Below are 24,569 nucleotides of genomic sequence, written 5' to 3' on the forward strand. Positions count from 1 at the left end.
TATAATATAACATTAGTAAATTACAACTAAGTATGCAAGCTTAAGATTCCCTCTTTCAATGAATTACCGAATAGCAAAGCCATATCACTACTAATCACTTTTCACAGCAAAATAATGAGTTAACATCTTTTTTAGATGTACAAAAAACTCATCATTGCCCTTATCACTAATAAGGTGAGCAAGTTCAGTACCCAAGGGAGTAAATTTATAAAATTGCAGACAAACATTCGATTTTTTTGCCGTTAACTTTAACGCTAAGCCATTATAGGTAAATTGTAGCACTTCATCTTTAGTGATTAAGCTCGACTCACTCTCTTGCAAATAGATAAGGTGACTTTCTGACAAAGCTAACAAATCCGCATAATTCAAACCATATTGACTTAAATTACAATACTGTTGTCGCTGCTTAGAGAAAAAATTAAGTAAACCAGGTTGTTGATAAGCGCCCGTTACTAGACGAATATTTTTTTTATTTGGATCTTTTACCGCTAATGAACATGCTTTCGCTAATAATTTAGCATCATAAATACTCATATCTCGAAAAATTTGTAACGCTTTAAAGGAAAAAGATCCTGGTTTAGTCAGCTCGCCAGCTAATATTTTTGCCCATAAATCTTGCATAGTCGGGTTACTGACATCTTCAGATAACGCAATATACCGGCTGAACCAGTCATGATCAGTTCTTTGCCCAAACTCAACACTGGAGCAGTAACTAAGCGTTTTCTGCATAATGTTTTCAATATTTTGCTGCTTACGTAATTGATTCAACCTAGCACGCTTCACCGTTCTATCTTCAATGAGCATTTGTTTATCTTCTGGTAATAATGCTCCATCAATAACAAATCGTTTAGCAAGCTTTAAAAACTGTTGTGAAACGCCGGCTTCTGCTGAGCTTTGAGTGGATTTATTACTCTTTATTATTTCGGTATCATCCCCCTTTTTTATAACGTCTTTTTCAAGTACTACAACATCTAATTTGTCTTTAGTCACTTTATTACCTCCTTTTTCAATATCCTTAAAATAAGCAGAAATATTTCGCTCGTTGCTTAACGTTTATACACACTATGTCAAAAGCTAGGCTAACGATACATGATTAAATTCAATTTATTATAACCTAGTAAAATAAAACAAATAAAATATTAGCAAACAGGTTTCATTATCTCGCCCAATGGTGTAAAAAAGTAGTATTGAGTTATAGTTAAGTTCCGTAAAATAAATTTCAATTTTAACTATTTATATTTCCAGACAATATGCTTAGTTATGAGGCCAGTATGCAAGCATCAGAAAATTCACATGATGACTTTTTATTCATCGATGATAGCGATGAAGACGAGATCTTAGCGTTTGGCAGTAATGAAACTTGGCAAGTTTTAATTGTTGATGATGATCCAGAAATACATTCAGTGACTCAATTAGCCTTATCAGATCTTGTCGTATTAGGACGTCGCCTTGAGTACTTACATGCTTATTCAGGTAAAGATGCCTGCCATCTAATTGAACAAAATGACGACATTGTTCTCGTACTGCTCGATGTGGTTATGGAAACTGATGATGCTGGTCTAAATGTTGTCAAATATATAAGAGAAACATTACAACGAAAAGATATTCGTATTGTTTTACGTACAGGCCAGCCTGGCTATGCTCCAGAAGAAAGTGTAATAAAAGAGTATGATATAAATGATTATAAGACTAAAACGGAGTTAACTCGTCGCAAGTTAGTCACTACTGTTTTTGCCGCTATTCGCTCTTTTCAACAAATTGCGACTGTTAATGAGAACCGTCAAGGTCTTGAAAAAATAGTCTCTGGCGCTACCGAATTATCATCCCAGCATTCTCTTTCTACCTATAGCCAAAGTGTTTTAACGCAATTAAAATTCCTCATAAGTGATGATATATCAGCCGTTTTTTGCGCTAGAGGCCAAGGAATTATTGATAATATTGATGACTTAAGCTTTTATGTTTTAGCACAAGAAGGCTTTGATAATAACTTAATAAATAAAAAAATTGATACGTTACAAGACCATCATGCAAGTAAACAAGTGAAAGCTTGTTACTTGCAACAAAAGCATCAATATCTAGATGACAGCCTTAACCTTTATGTTGCTAAAGGTGATTATAGAGCAGTCATTCATGTCAGAATTTCTAGTCCTTTAAGCGAGATTCAAACGCAATTATTGAATGTTTTTATAACAGGCGTAGCTGTAGGGTATGAAAATGTACATTTGTTTCAAAAACTGACAAACGCTGCTTATAGAGATTGGTTAACTAATTTACCAAACCGTCTTGAATTTGTACGCTTACTCGATAACTTCGCTCAAAATGAATGTGATAATACCGTTGCCGCTTTAATTGATATCAACCATTTTAGTGATATCAATGATGCCTTAGGACAAGATATTGGTAATCAGCTTCTTACTGCCGTAGGACAACGAATACAAACCATAGGTTGTGACTGTCAACTTGCTCGGGTAGGTGCAGATGTATTTGGCATTATTGGTCCAGCTGATTGCTTAACCCCTGAAAACTTAATCGCTTTATTTCACCAGCCATTTTCCGCTGGCGAACAACACCTTCCGATCAATTCTTGCTTTGGTTTATGTACTAAAGAACATGCGCAAAGTAGTGGTGTGCAAGTGTTGAATCAAATTAATATTGCACTGAATATTGCCAAAAAGAACCGTTTAGAGCATTTTGCTTATTATCACTCAGATATTGAAGATCAAATGCAATGGCGCCTAAACATGATTCGCCAGCTGCGTAACGATTTTGCTAATGACTGTCTTGAACTTTGGTACCAACCGCAATTATCGTTAACTACAGGTAAGGTCATTGGTGCTGAAGCTTTACTCCGCTGGCGTACTACTGATGGTAAATTTGTTTCTCCTGCTGTTTTTATTCCTCTAGCAGAATATTCGGGGTTAATTATTGAAATCGGAGATTGGGTAATTAGCCAAGCATGCAAGCAATTAAAAATATTAGAACAAAATTTTTCTGAGCTTAGCATTTCAGTCAATGTATCTATTCCACAATTTAGACAAGATAATTTTGTTGATAATATAATCAACACCATGACGCAACATAAAATTAAACCACATAAGCTTGAATTAGAAATTACTGAAAATATTTTAATGGATGAACCGCAAATCATTATTGATGCGCTAACCAAATTAAAGGCCCAAGGTATCAGCATTGCACTTGATGATTTTGGTACAGGTTTTTCTTCATTAAGTTACTTACAAAAACTTCCTCTTGATCGCCTTAAAGTTGATCGCGCTTTTGTTACTGATATTCATCAAGAAGGTCAATCAGTTATCGCCGAAACGATTATTAACTTAGGTAAAAAGATGCAGCTTAAAGTCATTGCTGAAGGCATAGAAGAAATTGAGCAGCAAGAACGTTTACTGGAATTAGGCTGTGATGAGGTGCAAGGCTTCTATTACGCTAAACCAATGCCGGCTGATGAATTTATCAATTTTTTACAGCAACAAAGTTAACTCGACAAAAACAAACTTTAGCCTCACTTATTATTTTCAAATACTTATTAAAGCACTCTTACCCTGACGGATAGAGTGCTTTTTATTGGTCTTTTTCTTTGTACTTTAATTAATCAATAGCCAAAACAAACACACAATTAAAACAACTGTTTTAAAATCATTGCATTTTACTTTCTTTAAGGGCACACTCAGTTGTCTATTAATTTCAGGCAAAGCTAAAAACAGAACATATTAATTGCCAAATGGGTACTTTTATCGGTTTGGTCTATACATAAATATTCATCAATACATCAACACCACTTATTAGGTGAAGGAGACATAGTATGATATATCAAGGCAAAAGCCTTAGTGCTCAGCTACTTGAGGATGGTATCGTCGAACTTAAGTTCGATGCCCAAGGCTCAGTAAATAAATTCGATCAAGCAACCTTTGCAGAGTACATCGCTGTAGTTGCAGCAATAAATGATTGCAGTGAAGCTAAAGGGGTAATTGTTACCTCAGGCAAATCAACGTTTATTGTTGGTGCTGACATTACAGAATTTTTAGTTTCATTTAGCCAGCCAGAAGACACCCTAACATCTTGGGCAAAAGGTGCATCAGATGTCTTTGACTCATTTGAAGATATTCAATTACCAACGATAGCTGCTATTAATGGTATCGCTTTAGGCGGTGGTTGTGAAATGACGCTAGCATGTGACTACCGTGTAGCATCGACTAATGCCAGTATCGGTTTACCAGAAGTTAAACTAGGATTGATGCCTGGCTTTGGTGGAACAGTTAGACTACCAAGACTTATTGGTTTTGATAATGCCGCCACTTGGATGTCAACAGGTAAAGCATTCAAGCCTGCAGCCGCACTAGCACAAGGTGCTATTGATGCCGTTGTAGAGCCAGAAAATTTACACGCTGCTGCGATTAACATGCTTAAATTAGCAATTGACGGCAAACTAGACTGGCGCGCAAAACGCCAGCCGAAGCTAGAGCCTTTAAATTTATCACCGACAGAACTAATCATGTCATCAACTACCTGTAAAGGTATGATTGCCGCAAAAGCGGGTAAGCATTACCCTGCACCAATGGTGATGATAAATACCTTGATTGCTAGTGCTAACTTAGATCGCACTGGTGCAATGGCTGCCGAAAATTCCGGTTTTGCAAAACTTGCAAAAACAGATGCTGCAACAGCACAAATTGGTTTGTTTATGGCAGACCAAGTGATCAAAGGCAAAGCGAAAAAAGCGAGTAAACTTGCTAAAAAATCAGTCAATAAAGCGGCTGTCTTAGGTGCTGGTATTATGGGCGGTGGTATTGCCTATCAATCCGCTTATAAAGGCACGCCAATCATTATGAAAGATATTAATGATCAAGCACTTGATTTAGGTTTAACAACTGCTGCGGGCATTTTAACTAAACAAGTTGAACGTGGTCGTATGAATGCTAAAAAAATGGCTGGTGTATTAAACAACATCACTCCTTCATTAAGCTATGACAGCGTTAAAGACGTAGATATTGTTGTTGAGGCTGTTGTTGAAAACCCTAAAATTAAGGGTTTGGTGTTAGCTGAAGTTGAAGGTGTTATCAGTGAAGATGCTATTTTAACGTCAAATACTTCTACCATCTCAATCGATTTATTGGCGCAAAGCGTAAAACGACCAGCAAACTTTTGTGGCATGCACTTTTTTAACCCTGTAAATAAAATGCCACTAGTAGAAGTTATTCGCGGTAAAGATACGTCAGATGAAACTGTTGCTGCCGTAGTGGCGTATGCCGCTAAAATGGGTAAATCTCCAATTGTTGTCAATGATTGTCCGGGTTTCTATGTTAATCGTGTTTTATTCCCATACTTTGCTGGCTTTAGCCAATTAGTACTTGAAGGTGCTGACTTTACTACTATCGATAAAGTGATGGAAAAACAATTTGGTTGGCCAATGGGTCCTGCCTATTTACTTGATGTTGTTGGCGTCGATACTGCTGATCACTGTACAAGTGTTATGTCTTCTGGCTTCCCAACCCGTATGAAGAAAATTGACAATGACCCTGTTAGCACTCTTTATGCTAATGAACGTTTAGGTCAAAAGAACGGTAAAGGCTTTTACGATCACGTCAAAGATAAACGTGGCCGTCCAATGAAAGTTCCAGCTCCTGTTGCTTACGAATTACTGGGTCAACATTGTGCTGATAAAAAAGACTTTAGCAGCGAAGAGATCATAGCTCGAATGATGATCCCTATGGTTAATGAAGTGGTTCGCTGTTTAGAAGAAGGCGTGGTTGATACCGCAGCTGAAGCAGATATGGGCTTAATCTATGGCGTTGGCTTCCCTCCATTTAGAGGCGGTGCAATTCGTTACTTAGAAACTTTAGGTTTAGATAACTTCATCGCAATGGCTGATAAATATGCTGATTTAGGCGAAATTTATCATGTAACTGATGGCCTACGTGAAATGGCAAAATCAGGTAAATCATATTTCACTACTGATGTTAAATTAGCTTAAGCCGAGGAGAATAAAATGAACGAAGTTGTAATTGTAGACTGCATCCGAACTCCAATGGGTCGCTCTAAGGCCGGTGTTTTTCGTAATGTACGTGCTGAAGCATTGTCAGCACACTTAATGAAACAAATTTTAGTGCGTAATCCTTCACTAAACCCTGAAGACATTGAAGATGTTATCTGGGGCTGTGTAAAACAAACTAAAGAACAAGGTTTCAATATTGCACGTAATGCTTCATTACTTGCTGGCTTACCAAAGTCTATTGGTGGTGTGACGGTAAACCGTTTATGTGGTTCTTCTATGGAAGCGTTACATCAAGCAAGTACTAGTATCATGTCAGGACAAGGCGATGTATTCCTTATTGGTGGTGTAGAACATATGGGTCACGTACCTATGATGTATGACGTGGATTTTGATCCAGCACTAAATAAAAATATAGCCTTAGCCTCTGGTAATATGGGCTTAACGGCAGAATTGTTAGGTAAGCAACACGGTATTACCCGTGAAATGCAAGATGCTTTTGGTGCTCGTTCGCATCAAAAAGCGCATGAAGCACAATTAGCCGGTCGTTGGGATAATGAAATTGTTGCGACTCAAGGCCACGATGCTACGGGTGCACTAACATTAGTAGAGCACGATGAAGTAATTCGTCCTGAAACAACAGCAGAAAGCCTATCAGCTTTACGTCCAGTGTTTGACCCTGCAAATGGTACCGTAACGGCTGGTACTTCATCTGCCTTATCAGATGGCGCTTCAGCAATGTTAGTTATGTCTGCTGAAAAAGCGAAAGCATTAGGGTTAACTCCACGCGTGAAAATTCGTGGTATGGGCGTTGCAGGTTGTGATCCTGCAACAATGGGTTTTGGCCCAGTACCTGCGACTAAGAAAGCATTAAAACGTGCTGGATTATCTATTGCAGATATCGACTTATTTGAGTTTAACGAAGCGTTTGCTGCTCAAGCATTATCTTGCGTTCGTGCCTTAGAAGTAGAAGATAGAATGGATCAAATCAACTTAAATGGTGGTGCTATCGCACTGGGTCATCCTTTAGGTTGTTCAGGTTCACGTATCTCTGGCACGTTAATTAACTTGATGGAAGGTCAAGATGCAAACTTAGGCCTAGCAACTATGTGTATCGGGTTAGGACAAGGTATCGCAACAGTATTTGAACGTGTGTAACAGCTAATTAACTAGTTAATTTAATAGTTAATTAACGCCATAAAAAACCCAGCAGCTGCTGGGTTTTTTATTAAATTTTTCTTCAATACTTACTACTTAAGAAAGACTTCTTGTAGTGGTGGTACAACTTGTTTTTTACGGCTAAGCACGCCGTCTAACCATGCTTTACCATTTTGTGGTGCTATACCAAAGGCTTGCTCGGCTAAGGTATCGCTATCACTCGCCACCAACAACTCTGAGCCTTCTTTCATGATATCGGTCAACAATAAGAAAACACTGTGACGTCCACCTTCAGCTTTAAGTTCAGCAATATCAGCGTACAACTCATCTTTAATGTCATCAAAAACGGCTAGATCAATAACTTCAAGCTGACCAATACCCACTTTTTGACCATTCATGTTGAAATCTTTAAAATCTCGTTTTACTAGATCTCTAATTGGCGTGCCGTCTACAGCAGATTTTACTCTAAACATGTCCATGCCAAGCTCTTTAAAGTCTTCAATACCGGCAATATCAGCTAGTGCTTCTACACATTTAATATCCGCTGTAGTACAAGTTGGCGATTTAAAAATAACGGTATCACTTAAAATGGCACATAACATTGCACCTGCTATATTTTTTGGGATCTCAACATTGTAAAAGTCATACATCATTTTGATGATTGTATTGGTACAACCTACCGGGCGAACCCATATTTCGAGCGGTGTAGAAGTGGTTAAATCACCAAGTTTGTGATGATCAATAATACCTAAGATAGTCGCTTCATCAATATCATCGGGAGCAAGTTCAATATCGCTGTGATCAACAATATAAACCCCATCGCCAGCATAGCTAGTTTTTAGCTCTGGTTGTTCAAAACCAAACTTGTCTAAGATAAACATTGTTTCAGGGGTAAGCTCACCTAGACGAGCAGGAACAGTTTCCTCGCCTAAAGTGGTTTTTAAATATGATAAAGCAATAGCTGAACAGATAGAATCTGAATCAGGTATTTTGTGTCCTACAACGTAATTTGGCATAAAAGTGCTCTCCTTAAATTATTTCATTCTATCAAAATAACTAAGGATTGTGTATGCTCATCACACACTGCTTACTCATATCTTATACCCATTATCAAGCACCTGAACCAATATCACAATAACGCTTTAACGTAACTGCCATATTGGTAATGCTTAGAAATTAGGCTTGCAGGAATTTAAGGTAAAAAGAGATAAATAGCTTATGGTTTTAATGGGAAACCCATTTTATCCACAAGGTTTAACCAAGGAATTCTCCAACCCCCTTTTGCATCACAAGTATCTAATGCATACATAGTGATCTTGGCCCCAATCCAGCGAAATGGCTCAGGTGGGATCCAAGCAGGAACGGTTTTAGAGAACTCTAAATTACGCTCAGGAATATCCACATCATCAACAATCGCTAGAGCAACACGCGAAGCAAAGCGACTTGCAGTAACACCAAAACCAGAATAACCGCCAGCATAAATCATTTTTCCACCATGATAATACTGATAATGCACCGCCATTCTTGTGGTCAAAGCGATAGGTCCACTCCAAGCGTGCGATATTTTAATATCTTTTAGTGCCGGTAGCGTTTTGTATAACATGCCCACCAATTTAATAAATGGCTCAGGGGTTTTGTCATGCTCAGGATCGGTATTGTTATCATAAAAATAACCTAAACGACCACCAAATAAAACACGGTTATCTTTGGTTAACCGCATGTAGTTTAGCTGAGTTCGCGTATCGTAAATGCCCTGTCTATTCTTCCAACCTAGCTCAGCAATCTGCGCTTCAGTAAGTGGTTCAGTCATGACAATACGATCACGAATAGCGGCGACACGGGTACTGATTTTCTTTTTATGTTTAGTGAATGCGTTAGTCGCTAAAATAACTTTATTCGCTGTAACACTGCCTTCAGGTGTATTAACAACAACCTGTTGCCCTTGGGTTTTACTTGTTAGCATAGGTGTGTTTTCATAAAACACAACGCCGAGTTCTTTTGCTACGCGCTTTAGACCCCACGCCATTTTAGCTGGGTTAATCGTACCTGAGCGTTTCTTTGACCAAAGACCACCATCAAACAGTGGAGAATTAATCTCTGCTTGAATTTGCTTTTTATCTAACAAGTGAGCATCGTGACCAAATTTAACATATAGCTCATGCTCGCCTTCAATATCGTCTATACCATGCTTCCCTACCGCAACCGTTAATTCACCTGTCCATTCTATATCACAATCAATATTGTATTTTTCAATGGTGTCACGGAATTGATCCATGTTCTCTTTACCGAGACGCTCTAACTCTTCCATATCTTTTTCAAATAAGCGGTTAGAGTTTTCCATACCATGCATTAATGAAGTAGATAAAATGGCGCCTGGACGACCTGAAGCACCAATGGCAGCAGTATTAGCTTCTATAACCACAATGTTTCGGTCAGGGTTTTGTTCTTTGGCTTGAACAGCCGCCCACAAGCCGGTAAATCCACTACCAACAATCAATAAATCAGTAGTAATTGTAGTTGTGAGCTTAGCTTCTGCAGCTGGACGAGCTGGATTGTCTAACCAAAATGGGCTGAATTTCGTGTTTGCTAATGCTAGTTTCGCTTGGTCTTGCACAGTACTAACTCCTCTCTAATAGTGTATAGGTGCCTGCTACAAAGTAAGCTATTTATAAAAGTCTTACTTTTATAAATATTCCTCGTACACACCACCTCTAGTTCTATACCCAAGGCACTTGAAAATGCTTGGGTATATAGTACTAAGTTAACCTGATGAGAGTTTTTAGATACCCCCTAAAAGGTAGCTACTGAATTTATTTGGTGGGAGTTATTGCTCTTCAACATGAATAGATAAATGATCGACATCTTTTTCGAGTGAGTCCGACTGCAATATATCGATAAACAGTGCTAATAGTTCAGACTGGCTGGATAAAAATGTTTTGCCATAGATATTTTTTTTATGCATTTTTACCGTTTCGTAGCCTATAGACATAATAGTGCCTATTGCTTTAGTTGAGTGACCTTGGAGTAACAATTGACAAACCTGATACTCTTTTTTTGTTAGGATATCTTTGCCGAAATTAAGCAAGGCATTTTCAACATTTGAATGACTAATCTCGCTGTTTTCACCCATTAAAGCTAAATGACTATTACATAGGTTTTGAATGGGGGTAACTAGCTGTTTAAATTTTGTTTTATCTGTTGATGAGAATTTATCAGTATTGCCAAAGCGAGAGATATCAAGGTGTAAACAATTATCATCATCTATCGGGAATAGATAACCAACTTCATCGGTCAGTGATAAAAAATTAAAGTAAGAGCTGTAACTGCTTGAAAACTCATCTGGAGCAATTTCATCGAGAGAATAAAAGCCCTCCTTGCCTTTATCAGCAAATAGTCGGTAAAAAGGATCTAATACATATAAACGGGTTAAATAGCGCCAAGACTCCTCACCATACAACCTATTTTTTTTGCCAACATTGCCATAACGATAATGTAATTGTGTATCAGCAGACTTATGAAATTGCAAAACTAGTATTTCATCAAAATCAAAAGTGACTTTAAAAAAGTCTTTTAATCTAGAATAAAAGTGCTCTGTTCCAACATGCTGAGTTAGCTCAATTAGCGCTAAACTGTATTTATCTAATTTCATAAAATGACCGCACTTATCAAAAGTTCCTATCTAACAAGAGTTCTATTTAATAATAGTAAACTTTGAAATACAAACAAAACAGCGACTCAAAAGAGTCGCTGTTTCAAATGATTACAACACTTAAACCAATCGTGTTAATGCATTGGTTACACTGTAGACGCTTTCATTTTTTTCATACCGCGATAAGTAACGACTTCGCCGAGGAAGATAACACTTAACGCACCCCATAATACCTCCCAAGCAATGCCCTCGCCTGGTATATAGATAAATAACGTTATTGTTACCGCTAATATGGTGGCACAAAGGTAAGCACAAGCTTTAACAAAATTAGGGTTACCTGGAAATCTAAACGTGCCATCTTCTGCTATTTTACCATTAACACCAATATGCTGCTGACGAATTTTGACAAAGGCGGTACATACAGCCACGTAAGGCAACATGAAAATAACACCACTAAAGGCAAATAAAGACCAGAATAAATCTTCATTATTACCCGCCATTACACCATATAAAATCAATAATACAGAAGCTGAAATACCCAGCAATATTGACGCACCTACTGGTGTACCATGTTTAGACTCAACCGCAAACAATGCGGGTAATTCATTATCAATAGCCGCCTCTGCTGCTGCACGGTTAGCACCCATTGCCCACGTTGCACCATTTGAAAAGAAGGTATAAAGCGCACCAACGCCAAGAATGACAACGAAAGCATCACCTAAAGGGGTACCGCCGAAGAATTGACCTAATGTATCCATCAAACCATCAACTACATCTACTTTATCAGCAGGTTGTGCAATTAATATCGCAGTAGTCGCTAAAATGTATGCCCCTACAACGACAGCAATTGATGAGAACACAGCTTTAGGTAAATCTTTACGAGGGTCCTTCATTTCAGCGCTACTTGCACTGGCTAATTCAAAGCCCAGCATACCGTAAACAACAGCAGGTAAGTATTGCAAACTCAAACCGCCATTTTCTGTACTTGGGATCATGGTTGCTAAGGTAAATTCATTAGCAATACCATGTTCCATGCCATACAAGATGCCACCGATGATTAATAAGGCAAAAATAACTAACTTGATCGCTGCGCCAATATTTGGGATCCACTTTCCGACATTTAAAGCAACAATGTTAACAAACACTACTACCCAGATAAGTATCACACCCATAGTGATTTGTGCCGTTAACGACATATCAGGCATAAAGATTTGCGAAAATACACCGGCAAAAAGTATGAAGATGGCTGGTACCCAAACCGCAACATTAGACCAGTAATACCAGCTAATGCGTGATGCCATCTTTTGGCCGTATGCCCTTTTTACCCAAGCATAAATACCACCTTGCTCAGGATAAGCTGAACCAAGCTCGGTACTGATTGCACCGAAAGGCACCAAGAAAAAAATAGTCAGTAATACCCACCAAAAGATAACTGTTGGACCCATTACGGCCCCGGCAGCTAAGGTATCTAGTAATAATACCGCGGAAATACAGAATAAAAAGATATCCCTTTTTCCAAGCGTTTTCTCATGTAAATGTTGTTCACTCATACTTTCCCCTAAGTTATAATTAAAGACTGCACTTCAATAAACTCGCGTAATCCTTCAACACCCCATTCACGGCCATTTCCTGACTGCTTAAAGCCACCAAAGGGCGCATGAGAGTTGAAATAAGTGCCTTGAATATAACTTTGTCCAGCACGGATTTTTCGAGCTATTTGTGTTGCAGCATTTGCATCTTTTGCAAAAACACCAGATGACAACCCAAAGACAGTATCATTGGCAATTTTAATTGCTTCTTGTTCGTCTGAATAAGGGATCATACATAACACAGGTCCGAAGATTTCTTCTTGTGCTATGGTCATGTCATTGGTGACATTGGTAAAAATAGTTGGCATTACATAAGCGCCTTGTTGTAATCGAGTGGGAATTTCTGGTCCACCAGTTACAAGCTCAGCACCTTCTTTAATACCGATATTGATATAGTCTAAAACTCTTTTTTGTTGTAAGGACGAGCTCAAAGGCCCCATGGTAACGTTATCGTCTTGTGGGTCACCAACCACATTTTCTTCTGCTACCGCTTTGGCAATCACAATCGCTTGCTGATAAAGCGATTCAGGAACTAACATACGAGTCAAAGCACAGCATGTTTGACCCGAGTTAATCATGACATCTTCAACGCCATAACGAACTGCCGCAGCTAAATCGGCATCTTCAGTAATAATAAACGGAGATTTACCACCCAGCTCCTGACAAACACGTTTAACGGTTGTTGACGCCGCTTGAGCAACTTTAATACCTGCTCCTGTAGATCCAGTAAACGACACCATATCAACGTCAGGATGTGAACATAAATGCTCACCAATTTTGTATCCATAACCGGTAATAACATTAAATACGCCAGCAGGTACGCCAACCTTGTCAAAGATTTCAGCCAAAATAAGGTCTTGCAAAGGTGTTTGCTCTGCAGGTTTAGCCACAACAGTACAACCGGTAGCCATTGCTGGACCTAGCTTGCCAACGAGTTGAGATAATGGGTAATTCCACGGATTGATTAAAACACAAACCCCGACAGCAGAATGGCATTGCATTACACCGTGCTCTGTTGATGATTCATCAACATAAGAGGTCATGTCTGCATAACCTCTAAAGGCATCAATAGCGCCTTGCACTTGAATATCAACTGAAAGATGTTTAGGACAACCCATAGAAGTCGAAATAGCAGTCACTAAATCATCAAGTCTATTTTGCATTTCATCAGCAATAGCAATAATCAACTGACTTCGCTCAGCTGGTGTTGTTGCAGACCATTGCGAAAACGCCTGTTTCGCTGCTGCTATTGCCTTATCAACATCTGCAATTGCGGCACTGGGTGTTTTAGCACACAGTTCTGAGTTAGCCGGATTGATCACATCAATGGTTTCTTCAGTGTTCGACGATTGCCAGTCACCATTAATATAGAGCTTGTTATATGTATACATTTTTTGATCCCGCTATAAAAATAATAACTTAGACTATGCTAGCCCTATCAAGTTAAGTACCCCCTTTAGGGGAGTACACCAACCAATCCCTTTAAAACTCTGTTCATAATTGTACAAATAAAAAACTTACTTCATTGTTAACAAGGGTCTATTGACCTTTCATTTTAGTCTCTGCTATAGGCTAATTTTTAAGTTAACAAGGCGAAGAGAGTGCTATGTAGTCATTCTACTTTAATAATTTTCAACGATGTTAGGTTGAAAATTAGCCATAGCCCTTCGGGTTGCCTTGAAAAAGCGTCACTCTTTGTTGCTTCATTCGCATTTGGAACAACCAAATATTGAATGAAGCGCTTCGACTATCATCTTTTTCAAGTGCAACAGAATTACAAACTGAAAGATCAACAGACCCTAGTAACTTCTTACAATCAGGGCACAATTTTCTTTATTGATTTTTTTATACGACGACTGAACATCCAGACGCTAATCAGTACAACTGGCATCAACAAGGTCAACGCCACTTCCCTATTAAAGGTAAAACCAAGGCTACTGCTGGCATCCAATAAATACTTACACAGTGCCAGTACGTAATAGCTCATAACAATGACCGAAAGCCCTTCAACCGTTTGCTGCAAGTTGAATTGCATCTGTGCTCTTTTATCCATTGAAGTCAGCAAAGCCTGATTTTGTGCTTCAATTGCCATATCAATTCTTGTGCGTAAAAAGTCACTCGCGCGATCGACTCGACTAGATAAATCATCAAGCCTGCGTTTTGCGGCAAGTACGGTTCGATAAGCCGGAGATAACCGTCGGTCGATAAAGGCACTAAAGGTTTGTAACTCATTAATGTCTTTCTCTTCTAATTCAGCCAGTCGACTTCGCACCATTTCATAATAAGCACTGCCCGCATCAAAGCGATAACGCGAACTAGCAATAATTTCTGCAATATTGGCTGACATTGATGACAACTCAGCCAATTGCTGCTGCTCATCATTCGACGACCTAATATCTTTTTGCTTCTTGAGCAACATCGCCAATTGCGATTCCATTTTGCTGACTTTAACGCTCACTTGTTGCGCTAACGGAAAGGCCAACAAGGTCATATTTCGATATGCCTCAATCTCTAGCAATGCCCTAAGCACGCGACCACTTTGACATTCATTTAAACTCGAATTCACCAACAATATTCGGTTAAAGTTATCTTCATGCAAGCGTAATGCGCTGAGTATAATGGCCTCACCATTATGTAACTCAGAGCCCATTAACCGTTGTCCCTCAAAATATTGACGTAAATGATCTCTTTCTAAGGTCACGCTATCTTCACTTAACGCATCAATATGCACGGCAGCAATTAACTCGCCCGATATCCCTTCAAGCCAATCAATCGGTACTAGCGCTACCGGTGGGCAGTCAAAGGGTTTTAATCCGCTGTCATGTACTAAAAAGGTATAACTACTAAATTCAGTATGACGTTCCCACCTAATTTCATATTCACCCATTTTTTGGTAAAAACACGACGCATTGGCTAAAGGGGGATTGACGCTATATCGATGACATAATTCATGAAGGTGTGCTAATTCAATCGCTTGGCTATCTCCCTCTTGATGAAGAAAACACACTTGTGAAACGCGCAGCGGTATATTCGACACGGGAAAAGGTCTAGCATGTAAATCGGCATAACTTTGACTAAAATAGGCGTGTTTATTTAGCTGACCATACGCTTTATGATTCGGTTGAATCAAAGCATTAGCCTTGTCTATTGCCTGTTTTTCCGGACTCACATCCGCAGTAAAAAGTTTCAATCTACTTCCTCTTATTTTCGTCACTTAGCTTAACTAGTTTGAGTATCTATCATTAAGTTAAACCAATTACTTAATAAGCGGACGCGCTCATTAACCGTTTTAGTTGACCACATTGTTATTGCTTTTATTACCGTTTTATCAGTAAGTCTAGCGTTCGCAATGCCTGCATTACTCCATTGGCAGGATGAATGATTACAATCTGTGCTGTAACCTGTTTTATCTATTGAATAACAATTTCAGCCCATGTTAAATACAAAACAATGAACGTTAAGTTTTACAGCCACCAAACTTAATAGATTTATTCACGCGCCATCAGTCAAAGCAAAAACTCTTCATAATTGGGAATTACCTTTAAAGAGTACTATTATTTCAATAGCTAACCGCGATGGCTTTATTAAAGTGGCACTTCATGACTAATCGGAGTATTCCCCCCGTTTGGGTATTTCTTAATCGAGTCACTTCTGAAATAGTAATAAGCTAATGCAACACATGACAACAATAGGTGAGTGATTATGAATGACCATATCAAAGCAAAAACCTCTCAGGTGTCAAACACAACAAGTAATGAAGAGCGCTTATCTAATCAATATATTGATAACGCTGATGTTGAATTTAGCCATAACTTTGCTGCTAACTTACATAAAAAAAGCTTAGTTGTAGAGCAAGAAGCGAATAACTGTTACGTGCTCGGCTACAATTAATCACCATTAAAGACAACCCCTGTCCATTTATTCACATTACTGGGTCAGTGCTATACACGGCACTGAACAGTATGTTATTCATTAGATCCCAGCCAGCAGACTCTACATACAGATTAAACAGTGCTTTCGTCTAAGCTTTACAAATAAGGGATAAGAAACAATAAAAAAAGGGCGTATACCCTGAGGTATACGCCCTTTTCTGTCGTTATGTCACTATCGGTTTTTTATCTGCGAATACAACCAGGAAAGCTACACAGCATTTCAAAAATGAGATTGGCTGCTAATAAAGACGTATTCCCTGAAGTATCGTACGGTGGTGATACTTCCACTAAGTCAGCACCTATAAGGTTAGTACCCCACATACCACGAATAATCTCTAAAGCTTGTGGTGAAGTTAATCCTGCTGGCTCTGGTGTACCAGTGCCTGGCGCAAAGGCAGGATCAATACCATCTATATCAAAGGTTAAATAGGTTGGTGTATCGCCACCAATAATTTCTCGAACTTCTTCCATCAGTGGTGCTAACGATTTCAACCAACACTCTTCAGCCTGAACAACTCTTACGCCGCGATCTACCGCCCATTGAAAATCACCTGCACTGTAACCCGTTGCGCGTTGACCAATTTGGATCATTTTTTTCGGGTCAACTAAGCCTTCTTCAATAGCACGTCTGAAAATAGTACCGTGACACTCTTTTTCACCAAACATAGAATCATTAATATCGGCATGAGCATCAACATGAACTAATGCCATCATGCCGTGCTTTTTATGCAAAGCTCGCAAGATTGGCAAACTAATAGTGTGATCGCCACCAACAGTCACTGGCTTAATGTTGCTCGCCATCACCGTATCGTAATGTTCTTCAATAATGCGAATAGAATCAGCAAGGTTGAAGGTATTGATTGGCGCATCACCAATGTCTGCAATTTGAAAGCTATCAAATGGCGCAGCTTTGGTATACATACCATAAGGGCGTACCAAGACTGATTCATTGCGCACTGAACGAGGACCAAAACGTGTGCCACTTCGGTTACTCGCACCAATATCCAGTGGCACACCTAAAATACCTATATCTAAGTCGTTGCTTATGTCACTGCTTGGTAAACGAAACATAGTACCTGGACCACCAAACCGTGGCATTTGATTACCGCCTAATGGCTGATTGAAATTATTATCTGTCATACCTAACCCTCATAAGTGTAACTTTTGCTGATATACCCGTTCCACTTGAATCCTGCATCTTCAAGTGGAACGGGTATACACCTAATATCGTAAATTTAGCTTTGCTCGATTTAATTTATTTTTGAGCACGCTCTAATACCTACAATGAATGTAGCAACTTAACTGTCTGTTGGTTATACCCAAAAGAGGGTGAAAAAGTGTTTTTATTGAATTATTTAAAGGGTTTCAACAGAAATGTATCTACTAACAAATAATCAGGACAGTATTTCGTTGATGTTGGATCGGACATAAACAGTTATTTTTACTTCTCTAAAGGCATTTATGGAGCACTAATAGGAGCCCTGAATAAAAATAAATATAAAAAGGGCACCAAAGTAAACTCCCATTTCATCGCTAATTTTGATTGTTATTTGTTGAGTCCCTCTCTTTATATTGCCCATTAAACGGACGTTAAAGACCTCTTATCTTTTTTGTGTAATAACGTGTAATGGCTTATATTCTTTATTTAGATATTATCTCTTTCTATTTCAAAGCGATACTTAATTGAATTCAACCTCAACATGGCTTATGCCGCTTTTGATTTGCTACATAATTCTGCCTATTACCTAGGCGTTCAGACGGACAAATAACACTTAGCATGGAGGTATAAATGGGACAATCGGTATTAGTTTTTGTAAGTCACTCATCAGACGATAAGGAAGGACTTATTGAGCCTTTGGTTCAAGATCTTGAAGATTGCTATATAAACGTTTGGTTAGATAAAAGAAAAATTTTACCTGGCGATAATTTAAGAAAATCTATTTTTAGGGATGGTTTAGATAAGGCCGATGTGGCTCTTATCTTTTTTACAGAAAAATCATTAAAATCGTCTTGGGTTGATCGTGAAATTAAGCATGTTTTACGTGAAGAAAGTAAAAAAGGTAATGATTTTGATCTAAATAAAATTATTTCTATTTTTGATTGTGAAGAAACATATAACCAAATAGCCGTTCGCTACCCTGAACTTACTGATGATTTACTTCATTTGATGCCTGAAAATTATAATAGAATTCAAATAGGGCAGTTAATCTCAGCTATTTGGTCTAAATACTTAAGTTTGCAAGGCGGTGATGTTGAAACTCAGAGACAGTTATTAACTAAAGAAAAAGAAATTTTTCAACAAACTAAAGATATAGAAGCACTCAAAAAAACCATTTCAGAGCTAAAAAGCAATAATTCAGTTAATAAAATTGAAGATGAGTTTTTGCTGTTCTTTCGTTCAGGTAAAGTTGATGGTTTTATTAATGCTCAAAAAGAATTGTTAGCTGGATCTGGGAATAGTTCGAATTCTGTCGCCAATATCTCTGAGGCAGTGGCATTTGGCTTAGTCACAATAGGTTCATATGAAACCGTAAACTTAACACAAAAAGGTCGTGATTTTTTTAAGTGGTACATTTTAAATAACAGTAACTAGAGCACATACAAATTGCTTATATGTACAAAAAAGCTGACCTTACTTTTTACCTAATTTTTCGTACTGCTTAGCCGACATATGAATCCATATATTTCGGTATTATTGATAATTAAAAGGATATTTCATGAATAATCACCATAATGTTTTCATTAGCTATCATCATAAAAATGATGAAGCATATAAAGTCGAGTTTGAAAGACTATTTTCAGACGTGTATGACATATTAGAAACTAGAGCAGTTAGTGATGGAGATATTGATCCTTATATTCAAACAGAAACTATCCGACAGAAAATTAGAGATCATTTTATTCGTTCCGCAAGTGTCACTGTTGTTTTGATAGGCTCCGAAACATGGAAGAGAAAACATGTAGATTGGGAAATATCATCGAGTATTCGTGACACTCAGCAAAACTCAAGAACTGGATTAATTGGCATAATTCTACCAACTTACCCTCGTTCCGATACGAGTAAGTACAGTGGTAATACCATCCCCCCAAGGTTAAAAGACAACATAGATTGTAAGTTCGCTAAGATCTATAATTGGTCAGATGACCCATTAAAAGTACAACAATGGATTCATGAGGCATTTAACCGTAGGAAGAAAATTAATCCTGACAACTCTCGTGAAATGTTTGGTAAAAATCGTTCAACATCAACTTGGAGCTGATTATGAAATGGGGAAAATGGTTAGAAAACTGGGATATGACATCCCTTAAAATTAAAACTCCTTTTCTTGAGATGGACTGGTGTCCAAAGGACGAAGATAAAGCAGCGGCTTGGGAGCTTTACGTTGAACTTTTAACTAGAGTTACCACCCAGAAACTGGATGATAATCATGGCGATGAGAAAACAGCATTGAATAGTGTTTTTTCACTTTTCTCAATTACTCGTGATGTAATGAAAAATAATGGCCGTCATTGTATTGAGTTCACAAAAATTGCTATTGTCGTGCTTAATCAAGTAGTCAGACCCTTTACTGCTAAGTGGCATAGATTATCTGTAAGTGACGCTTTTGATGATTCAGCTAAATGTAACGAATTTAGAGTTGAGTTAGCTGAACTTCAAAGAGTATTGAAAATATATACAAGAATGCTGGCTGACATGGCAGGAGTTGAAGACTTGACCGATTTTGAGAGTGACGAAGTTTAATGAGACTAATATTCAAAATTTTACTCTCAACGGCCAAGTTTCTTGTGTTATAGCATTAAATATAAATAAGGATATACCATTGAAAGAAGACCAAAGATCATATTTAATTGAATTAGATTATGGAAATAGAAAAGGAGAGCGTGATTTTGTAAAGGATATTCTATCTCGCTATGACAAAAACACATTAGTTGGTTCGATATTGTTCGTTAATAACAATCCATACCACTTTGAACTTCTTTGGTTTCTTAATTTTGAAAAAGACTTTGAAGACGTTGATAGATATCTTGCCAGTAAATATCCAACCACAAAAAGAGCCTATAACAGGTTTGTAACCGATTTAATGGCCTCAATGGATAATAAGTCATACAACTTAATTTCTGTTAGCACACCAGAAGATGTTGATGTATATATGACATCGAAAACAAATGATTATTTTACATTTTCTGATAGAGAACTTTTCTTCGAAATGTGGGGAAAACCAGTAACTTTGGATAATTTTACTGTGTTTTTGTCACACTCTAGTAAAGATAAAGAGTTTGTGGATGAAGTCTTTAATGAGCTGCAAAAGTCTGAAATAAAAGCGTGGTATGATAAAGAAGAGATAATAGCTGGCGAGAGCGTTACTGATAATATAAACAATGGATTGCAAAAGAGTAATTTTGGACTTATCTTTCTTTCAAAGAGTTTCTTAAATGGACAGTCTGGATGGACAATTGCGGAAGCAAACTTTTTCATGCAGCAAAGAATGAGGGATGCATCAAAAAAATTCGTGATAGTTAATATTGATTTACCCCATAATGAGATCCCTCCGCTTATGCAAGATTACCGGTACATAGATGCTTCTGATGATGGGTTTATGGTAGATATAAAAAAGGCCATTAATCATCACCAGAGAAGAATTTAGAAAGCACGTCAATTATAACGCTCGCAAGACCGCGCCTATTCCGTAAGCGTTAAATTAATGGCATATTTGTGCCATTAATTTCCCTTTTCTAACTTTAAAAGCTTTAATATTTTAGAGTTATTTATCCTTTAAAGTCATTTAAAATTTGTTACATTCGTTGCCCTGACCAAACTACTCGTCCAATAATTTCTATGTCTGTACCATCTAGGTTTTCTTTATTTATTTCCCAAGGCTCATAGAGGCTATTATCTGATTTCACTTTGATAATTCCGTTGGGCAACATTTGTAATCTTTTCACTAGTAAGTTTTGTTCGTGACGCTTTTACCAGCTTGGTTATTGATAATAAGGGCAATGTTATAAAACATTAACTTTAGACAAGGCAGCATCAGTAATAGCTGTCACCTCACCATTAACAATCTCGGTTTTGACAGTCCAATTATTAGGAACATCACCTACAATTCTTGTAGAACAAACAAGCAGCATATCCGCTAATAACTGGCTTAAATCTTCAAGTCCAATTTCTGCTTCAAGCAATTCCAAAGTAGCCGCAAAATTTTCCATTGATTGACTCATAAATTATTACCTCTATTGTATTACTGCTTTAGTCCAAAGCCTTGTGAATGACCAAAATTTATCCCCTTCTGAACATCAAACTATTTGACCACTTAAAGTACTCATCAAAGCGTTTCTTTTTAAGCTTATCTACCTCTTTCAATACCAGTGCAAATTAATGCATGTGCTTCATTTATAAATGATAGATAGCCTTTTTCAGTTAGTAAATCTAAAAAGTCAGCCGTCTTTAATTTATTCCTTTTTGCTAACATAAAAATACATATTTTAGAGCTACTTGATGTAGTTACGCCCTACGCTATCACTTTAGCTCCCTCATCAACCGTATCTCATGACTTTCTTACTTTTTCCCTGATTATTTTTTACTGAATCTTCTAAATTCCCTAGGTATAATTGCACCATTCTTTTTTACTCAAACTGTACACCGAAAACTGGGATTTCCGTTTGCCATTTGGCGTCTATCAATTATTACTGATGCCATAAATACTCTCCTTAGTCGTCCTACTCGCAATGGGACACTTACGGAGCACTCAAACGGACAATCAATAAAAGTACAGGCGATCTAAGCTGATTTGGAGCTTAACTACATGACCATAATTACCGGCACCAAGCCAAATATTGCAAGGCCAACAGTCAATCACAAGCTTAGTGTTGCGCCCATGCTCGATTGGACCGATAAACATTCTCGTTATTTCTATCGATTGATGACTCAACACACGGTGCTTTACACTGAGATGGTCACTACCGGTGCAATTTTACGTGGCAAGGGAGATTACTTATCTTATAACGATGCAGAACACCCATTAGTATTACAGCTTGGCGGTAGTGATGTGAAAGCCATGACGGAATGTGCCAAAATTGCCGAGCAATATGGTTATGATGAAGTAAACATTAATGTTGGTTGTCCGTCAGATAGAGTTCAAAACGGTCGATTTGGCGCATGTTTAATGGCTGAGCCTGCTTTGGTTGCTGAGTGTGTTAATCAAATGCAAGCAGCGACGAATATTCCGGTTACCGTAAAATCTCGGATCGGAATCGATGATTTAGATTCTTACGAGTTTTTACATACTTTTATTGAAGAAGTATCAAAGGCTGATTGTAACCATTTCATTATCCATGCGAGAAAAGCTTGGTTGACTGGATTAAGCCCTAAACAGAATCGTGATGTTCCGCCATTAGATTATGATCGTGTCTATCAAATAAAAAATGATTTTAAAGCGTTAGAAATATCTATCAATGGTGGTATTAAAACCTTCTCAGAAGCGAATGAACACCTCCAGCATATTGATGGCGTAATGATTGGCCGTGAAGTCTATAACAGCCCATATATGCTCGCTGATGCAGATAATGAAATATACCAAGCAAACACTACAAAATTATCACGATCTGAAGTGATTGATTTGATGGTTCCCTATATCGACGAGACAATAGCAAATGGCGGCCGAGCGTGGCATGTACTACGTCATATGTTAGGACTTTGTAATGGTTTATCTGGAGCACGTAAGTTCAGACAACACTTGAGTGAGTGTGCTGGTAAAAATGGCGCCAGTGGACAAGTATTACTTGATGCATTCAATAAGGTTACTTTGCCTTAATAACTCGGTTCTTATCTCAATATTGGGAATGACTGTCCCGATATTGAGATCTTAAAATATTAGCAATTTACTTTGTGCAATGATTTATAGGTATTTTTAACCATAAAATGGTCTTTATAACCACCAACCGAATCAGAATTCAACACCCTTCATATAATCAAAGAATGACTAAAATTAAATACACTTATTTATCAGTATGTTAACAATTAATCCTAACATTGGCACAACCTTTGTAATACTTATTGCAACTTAGTAATAAATACACACATTTCGCATTAGTTATTAGCTTTATTTTAAATACGAAAGAGACAAGGAAAGACCATGTTAGATTTAAATACTTTATTCATATTAACTATGATCCCAGCTTCAGCATTATTTCTTATTTCAATGGTAGTGGGTGTTTTAGAAAACTAAGCTAGATAACTGTCTAGCTTTTTAGCGTTAAATAGCAAACTCACATTTCAGTAAAGAACATCTGTTACTTATATAGCTATTTACAACTGACTAAATAACGCAGTAATCCCATATCACTGTTAAGTGTAAAGCGATCATAGCTAGGGTTTAGCAACAGATATTGTAACGGTAATACTGATCACTAGCCCAAACAAACAGATATCATATGATTCAAAGTAGCATTAATCTCTTCGCTTAGACCCTTTATCTTAGAAGGACTCTAACGTGACAATTAGCATTATAGAAAGATAAAGCAATCAATCTATCCAATTCATTTACAGATCGCTCTATGCTCCGTTATGGCCATATCCTATACGAGTAACACTTCCCACCCGCATGGTTGTAAATCCCAGACAGCAAAAAGCCGATCACTTTCGAACTGGGCTTCTCTTATAGCTTTATGGCAGTGTCTTACACTCACAGAAAGAGAAAAACACCCACACGCTTATTATCTTGCGCGATTGAAATCCCGTCTACAATTACAACCACGCTTACGATTGAAATCCCGCCCACAGTAGGCGGGAATTTATTCGCGCTTATTCGTCATTGTTTCAAATGCCAGAAAGCAAAAAGCCCGACTCTTTCGAATCGGGCTTCTCATTATTTAGTAGAGAGTGAAGTTTAACAATGTCATACGCTCACATGGGCTTAACTAACATGACCCTTCGCGCATCTGCGATTCACTCACAAGGTTTTAGAAAGTCAGAAAGCAAAAAACCCGTAGCGTTAGCTACGGGTTTCTTTAAATAGAAGTTTAGCAATGTCCTACTCTCACATGGGAACTCCCACACTACCATCGGCGCAACTGCGTTTCACTTCTGAGTTCGGAAAGGGATCAGGTGGGGCCACAGCGCTATTGTCGCTAAACAAAAAGGGTACAATCTAGAAAATCGATATAAATAGTATTCAATCTACGTAAAGTATTTCAAGTAACACGTTAAGTACGTGATTTTACATTGTTGTAATTTGTCA

The 24,569-nt window shown here is 37.9% G+C and carries 18 protein-coding genes, 1 rRNA gene and 1 pseudogene; 9 read left to right on the forward strand and 11 right to left on the reverse strand.

The genetic code is table 11. The features are described 5' to 3' along the window. Positions 1–90 precede the first annotated feature (90 nt). On the reverse strand, positions 91–990 hold the full coding sequence (locus tag ND2E_RS04890) for a TIGR03899 family protein (protein WP_052056844.1): 900 nt from the start codon (positions 988–990) through the stop codon (positions 91–93). Positions 991–1,271: 281 nt separating this feature from the next. On the opposite strand from ND2E_RS04890, the gene ND2E_RS04885 reads away from it, so the two are divergent. The 3 genes from ND2E_RS04885 (at position 1,272) to fadA (ending at position 7,162) form a co-directional block, all read left to right on the forward strand. Continuing rightward, positions 1,272–3,494, forward strand: coding sequence for a bifunctional diguanylate cyclase/phosphodiesterase (locus ND2E_RS04885; protein ID WP_033095070.1), 2,223 nt, complete (start codon positions 1,272–1,274; stop codon positions 3,492–3,494). Positions 3,495–3,817: 323 nt separating this feature from the next. Then, on the forward strand, positions 3,818–5,986 hold the full coding sequence (gene fadB, locus ND2E_RS04880) for a fatty acid oxidation complex subunit alpha FadB (RefSeq protein ID WP_033095071.1): 2,169 nt from the start codon (positions 3,818–3,820) through the stop codon (positions 5,984–5,986). Positions 5,987–6,001: 15 nt separating this feature from the next. Further along, positions 6,002–7,162 (forward strand): acetyl-CoA C-acyltransferase FadA, encoded by a 1,161-nt coding sequence (fadA, locus tag ND2E_RS04875; RefSeq protein WP_033095072.1) that lies wholly within the window; start codon positions 6,002–6,004, stop codon positions 7,160–7,162. 92 nt (positions 7,163–7,254) lie between these two features. Here fadA and ND2E_RS04870 read toward each other — a convergent pair whose 3' ends face one another. The 6 genes from ND2E_RS04870 to ND2E_RS04845 form a co-directional block, all read right to left on the reverse strand. Continuing rightward, positions 7,255–8,178, reverse strand: coding sequence for a manganese-dependent inorganic pyrophosphatase (locus ND2E_RS04870; RefSeq protein WP_033095073.1), 924 nt, complete (start codon positions 8,176–8,178; stop codon positions 7,255–7,257). A 200-nt stretch (positions 8,179–8,378) separates the two neighbouring features. Then, positions 8,379–9,776 carry an NAD(P)/FAD-dependent oxidoreductase gene (locus ND2E_RS04865; RefSeq protein WP_033095074.1) on the reverse strand — a complete coding sequence of 466 codons (1,398 nt, stop codon included), beginning with the start codon at positions 9,774–9,776 and terminating at the stop codon, positions 8,379–8,381. A gap of 210 nt (positions 9,777–9,986) precedes the next feature. Further along, the gene (locus ND2E_RS04860) at positions 9,987–10,811 is read right to left on the reverse strand and encodes a helix-turn-helix transcriptional regulator (RefSeq protein ID WP_033095075.1); all 825 of its coding nucleotides are present in this window, start codon (positions 10,809–10,811) and stop codon (positions 9,987–9,989) included. Positions 10,812–10,957: 146 nt separating this feature from the next. Beyond that, on the reverse strand, positions 10,958–12,361 hold the full coding sequence (locus tag ND2E_RS04855) for an APC family permease (protein ID WP_033095076.1): 1,404 nt from the start codon (positions 12,359–12,361) through the stop codon (positions 10,958–10,960). Positions 12,362–12,369: 8 nt separating this feature from the next. Then, positions 12,370–13,791, reverse strand: coding sequence for an aldehyde dehydrogenase family protein (locus tag ND2E_RS04850; protein ID WP_033095077.1), 1,422 nt, complete (start codon positions 13,789–13,791; stop codon positions 12,370–12,372). Positions 13,792–14,216: 425 nt separating this feature from the next. Beyond that, the gene (locus ND2E_RS04845) at positions 14,217–15,590 is read right to left on the reverse strand and encodes a DUF3422 family protein (RefSeq protein ID WP_052056846.1); all 1,374 of its coding nucleotides are present in this window, start codon (positions 15,588–15,590) and stop codon (positions 14,217–14,219) included. Between the two features lie 512 nt (positions 15,591–16,102). Here ND2E_RS04845 and ND2E_RS04840 point away from each other — a divergent pair. Next, positions 16,103–16,291: a hypothetical protein gene (locus ND2E_RS04840; RefSeq protein ID WP_033095078.1), complete on the forward strand. Its 189-nt coding sequence runs from the start codon at positions 16,103–16,105 to the stop codon at positions 16,289–16,291. 224 nt (positions 16,292–16,515) lie between these two features. Here ND2E_RS04840 and speB read toward each other — a convergent pair whose 3' ends face one another. Next, on the reverse strand, positions 16,516–17,472 hold the full coding sequence (gene speB / locus ND2E_RS04835) for an agmatinase (RefSeq protein WP_033095079.1): 957 nt from the start codon (positions 17,470–17,472) through the stop codon (positions 16,516–16,518). Between the two features lie 649 nt (positions 17,473–18,121). Here speB and ND2E_RS04830 point away from each other — a divergent pair. From ND2E_RS04830 to ND2E_RS04815, 4 genes are all read left to right on the forward strand, one after another. Next, the gene (locus ND2E_RS04830; RefSeq protein WP_033095080.1) at positions 18,122–18,925 is read left to right on the forward strand and encodes a toll/interleukin-1 receptor domain-containing protein; all 804 of its coding nucleotides are present in this window, start codon (positions 18,122–18,124) and stop codon (positions 18,923–18,925) included. A gap of 124 nt (positions 18,926–19,049) precedes the next feature. Then, positions 19,050–19,592, forward strand: a complete 543-nt coding sequence (locus ND2E_RS04825) for a TIR domain-containing protein (protein ID WP_033095081.1) — start codon at positions 19,050–19,052, stop codon at positions 19,590–19,592. A 2-nt stretch (positions 19,593–19,594) separates the two neighbouring features. Continuing rightward, on the forward strand, positions 19,595–20,074 hold the full coding sequence (locus ND2E_RS04820; protein ID WP_033095082.1) for a hypothetical protein: 480 nt from the start codon (positions 19,595–19,597) through the stop codon (positions 20,072–20,074). A gap of 79 nt (positions 20,075–20,153) precedes the next feature. Next, positions 20,154–20,978, forward strand: a complete 825-nt coding sequence (locus ND2E_RS04815) for a toll/interleukin-1 receptor domain-containing protein (protein WP_150113785.1) — start codon at positions 20,154–20,156, stop codon at positions 20,976–20,978. A gap of 148 nt (positions 20,979–21,126) precedes the next feature. On the opposite strand, the pseudogene ND2E_RS22740 reads toward ND2E_RS04815, so the two are convergent. Together ND2E_RS22740 and ND2E_RS04810 are read right to left on the reverse strand one after the other, a co-directional pair. Beyond that, positions 21,127–21,285: pseudogene (locus ND2E_RS22740) on the reverse strand (S24 family peptidase); the annotation flags it as partial. Positions 21,286–21,333: 48 nt separating this feature from the next. Beyond that, on the reverse strand, positions 21,334–21,552 hold the full coding sequence (locus ND2E_RS04810; protein WP_033095084.1) for a hypothetical protein: 219 nt from the start codon (positions 21,550–21,552) through the stop codon (positions 21,334–21,336). A gap of 584 nt (positions 21,553–22,136) precedes the next feature. On the opposite strand from ND2E_RS04810, the gene dusA reads away from it, so the two are divergent. After that, entirely contained in the window at positions 22,137–23,144 is a 1,008-nt protein-coding gene (dusA, locus tag ND2E_RS04805) for a tRNA dihydrouridine(20/20a) synthase DusA (protein WP_052056848.1), read from the forward strand. A gap of 1,205 nt (positions 23,145–24,349) precedes the next feature. Here dusA and rrf read toward each other — a convergent pair. After that, a 5S ribosomal RNA gene (rrf, locus tag ND2E_RS04800) occupies positions 24,350–24,464 on the reverse strand. Positions 24,465–24,569 lie beyond the last annotated feature (105 nt).

This window comes from Colwellia psychrerythraea, from assembly GCF_000764225.1.
Taxonomy (GTDB): domain Bacteria; phylum Pseudomonadota; class Gammaproteobacteria; order Enterobacterales; family Alteromonadaceae; genus Colwellia; species Colwellia psychrerythraea_D.

Excerpts from the sequence above, each read along its gene's own strand:
- ND2E_RS04825 (WP_033095081.1), top strand. The coding sequence starts at position 19,050 with ATGAATAATCACCATAATGTTTTCATTAGCTATCATCATAAAAATGAT.
- fadA (WP_033095072.1), top strand. The coding sequence starts at position 6,002 with ATGAACGAAGTTGTAATTGTAGACTGCATCCGAACTCCAATGGGTCGC.
- ND2E_RS04850 (WP_033095077.1), bottom strand. The coding sequence starts at position 13,791 with ATGTATACATATAACAAGCTCTATATTAATGGTGACTGGCAATCGTCG.
- ND2E_RS04810 (WP_033095084.1), bottom strand. The coding sequence starts at position 21,552 with ATGAGTCAATCAATGGAAAATTTTGCGGCTACTTTGGAATTGCTTGAA.
- ND2E_RS04885 (WP_033095070.1), top strand. The coding sequence starts at position 1,272 with ATGCAAGCATCAGAAAATTCACATGATGACTTTTTATTCATCGATGAT.
- ND2E_RS04855 (WP_033095076.1), bottom strand. The coding sequence starts at position 12,361 with ATGAGTGAACAACATTTACATGAGAAAACGCTTGGAAAAAGGGATATC.
- fadB (WP_033095071.1), top strand. The coding sequence starts at position 3,818 with ATGATATATCAAGGCAAAAGCCTTAGTGCTCAGCTACTTGAGGATGGT.
- speB (WP_033095079.1), bottom strand. The coding sequence starts at position 17,472 with ATGACAGATAATAATTTCAATCAGCCATTAGGCGGTAATCAAATGCCA.
- ND2E_RS04860 (WP_033095075.1), bottom strand. The coding sequence starts at position 10,811 with ATGAAATTAGATAAATACAGTTTAGCGCTAATTGAGCTAACTCAGCAT.
- dusA (WP_052056848.1), top strand. The coding sequence starts at position 22,137 with ATGACCATAATTACCGGCACCAAGCCAAATATTGCAAGGCCAACAGTC.
- ND2E_RS04820 (WP_033095082.1), top strand. The coding sequence starts at position 19,595 with ATGAAATGGGGAAAATGGTTAGAAAACTGGGATATGACATCCCTTAAA.
- ND2E_RS04870 (WP_033095073.1), bottom strand. The coding sequence starts at position 8,178 with ATGCCAAATTACGTTGTAGGACACAAAATACCTGATTCAGATTCTATC.
- ND2E_RS04840 (WP_033095078.1), top strand. The coding sequence starts at position 16,103 with ATGAATGACCATATCAAAGCAAAAACCTCTCAGGTGTCAAACACAACA.
- ND2E_RS04830 (WP_033095080.1), top strand. The coding sequence starts at position 18,122 with ATGGGACAATCGGTATTAGTTTTTGTAAGTCACTCATCAGACGATAAG.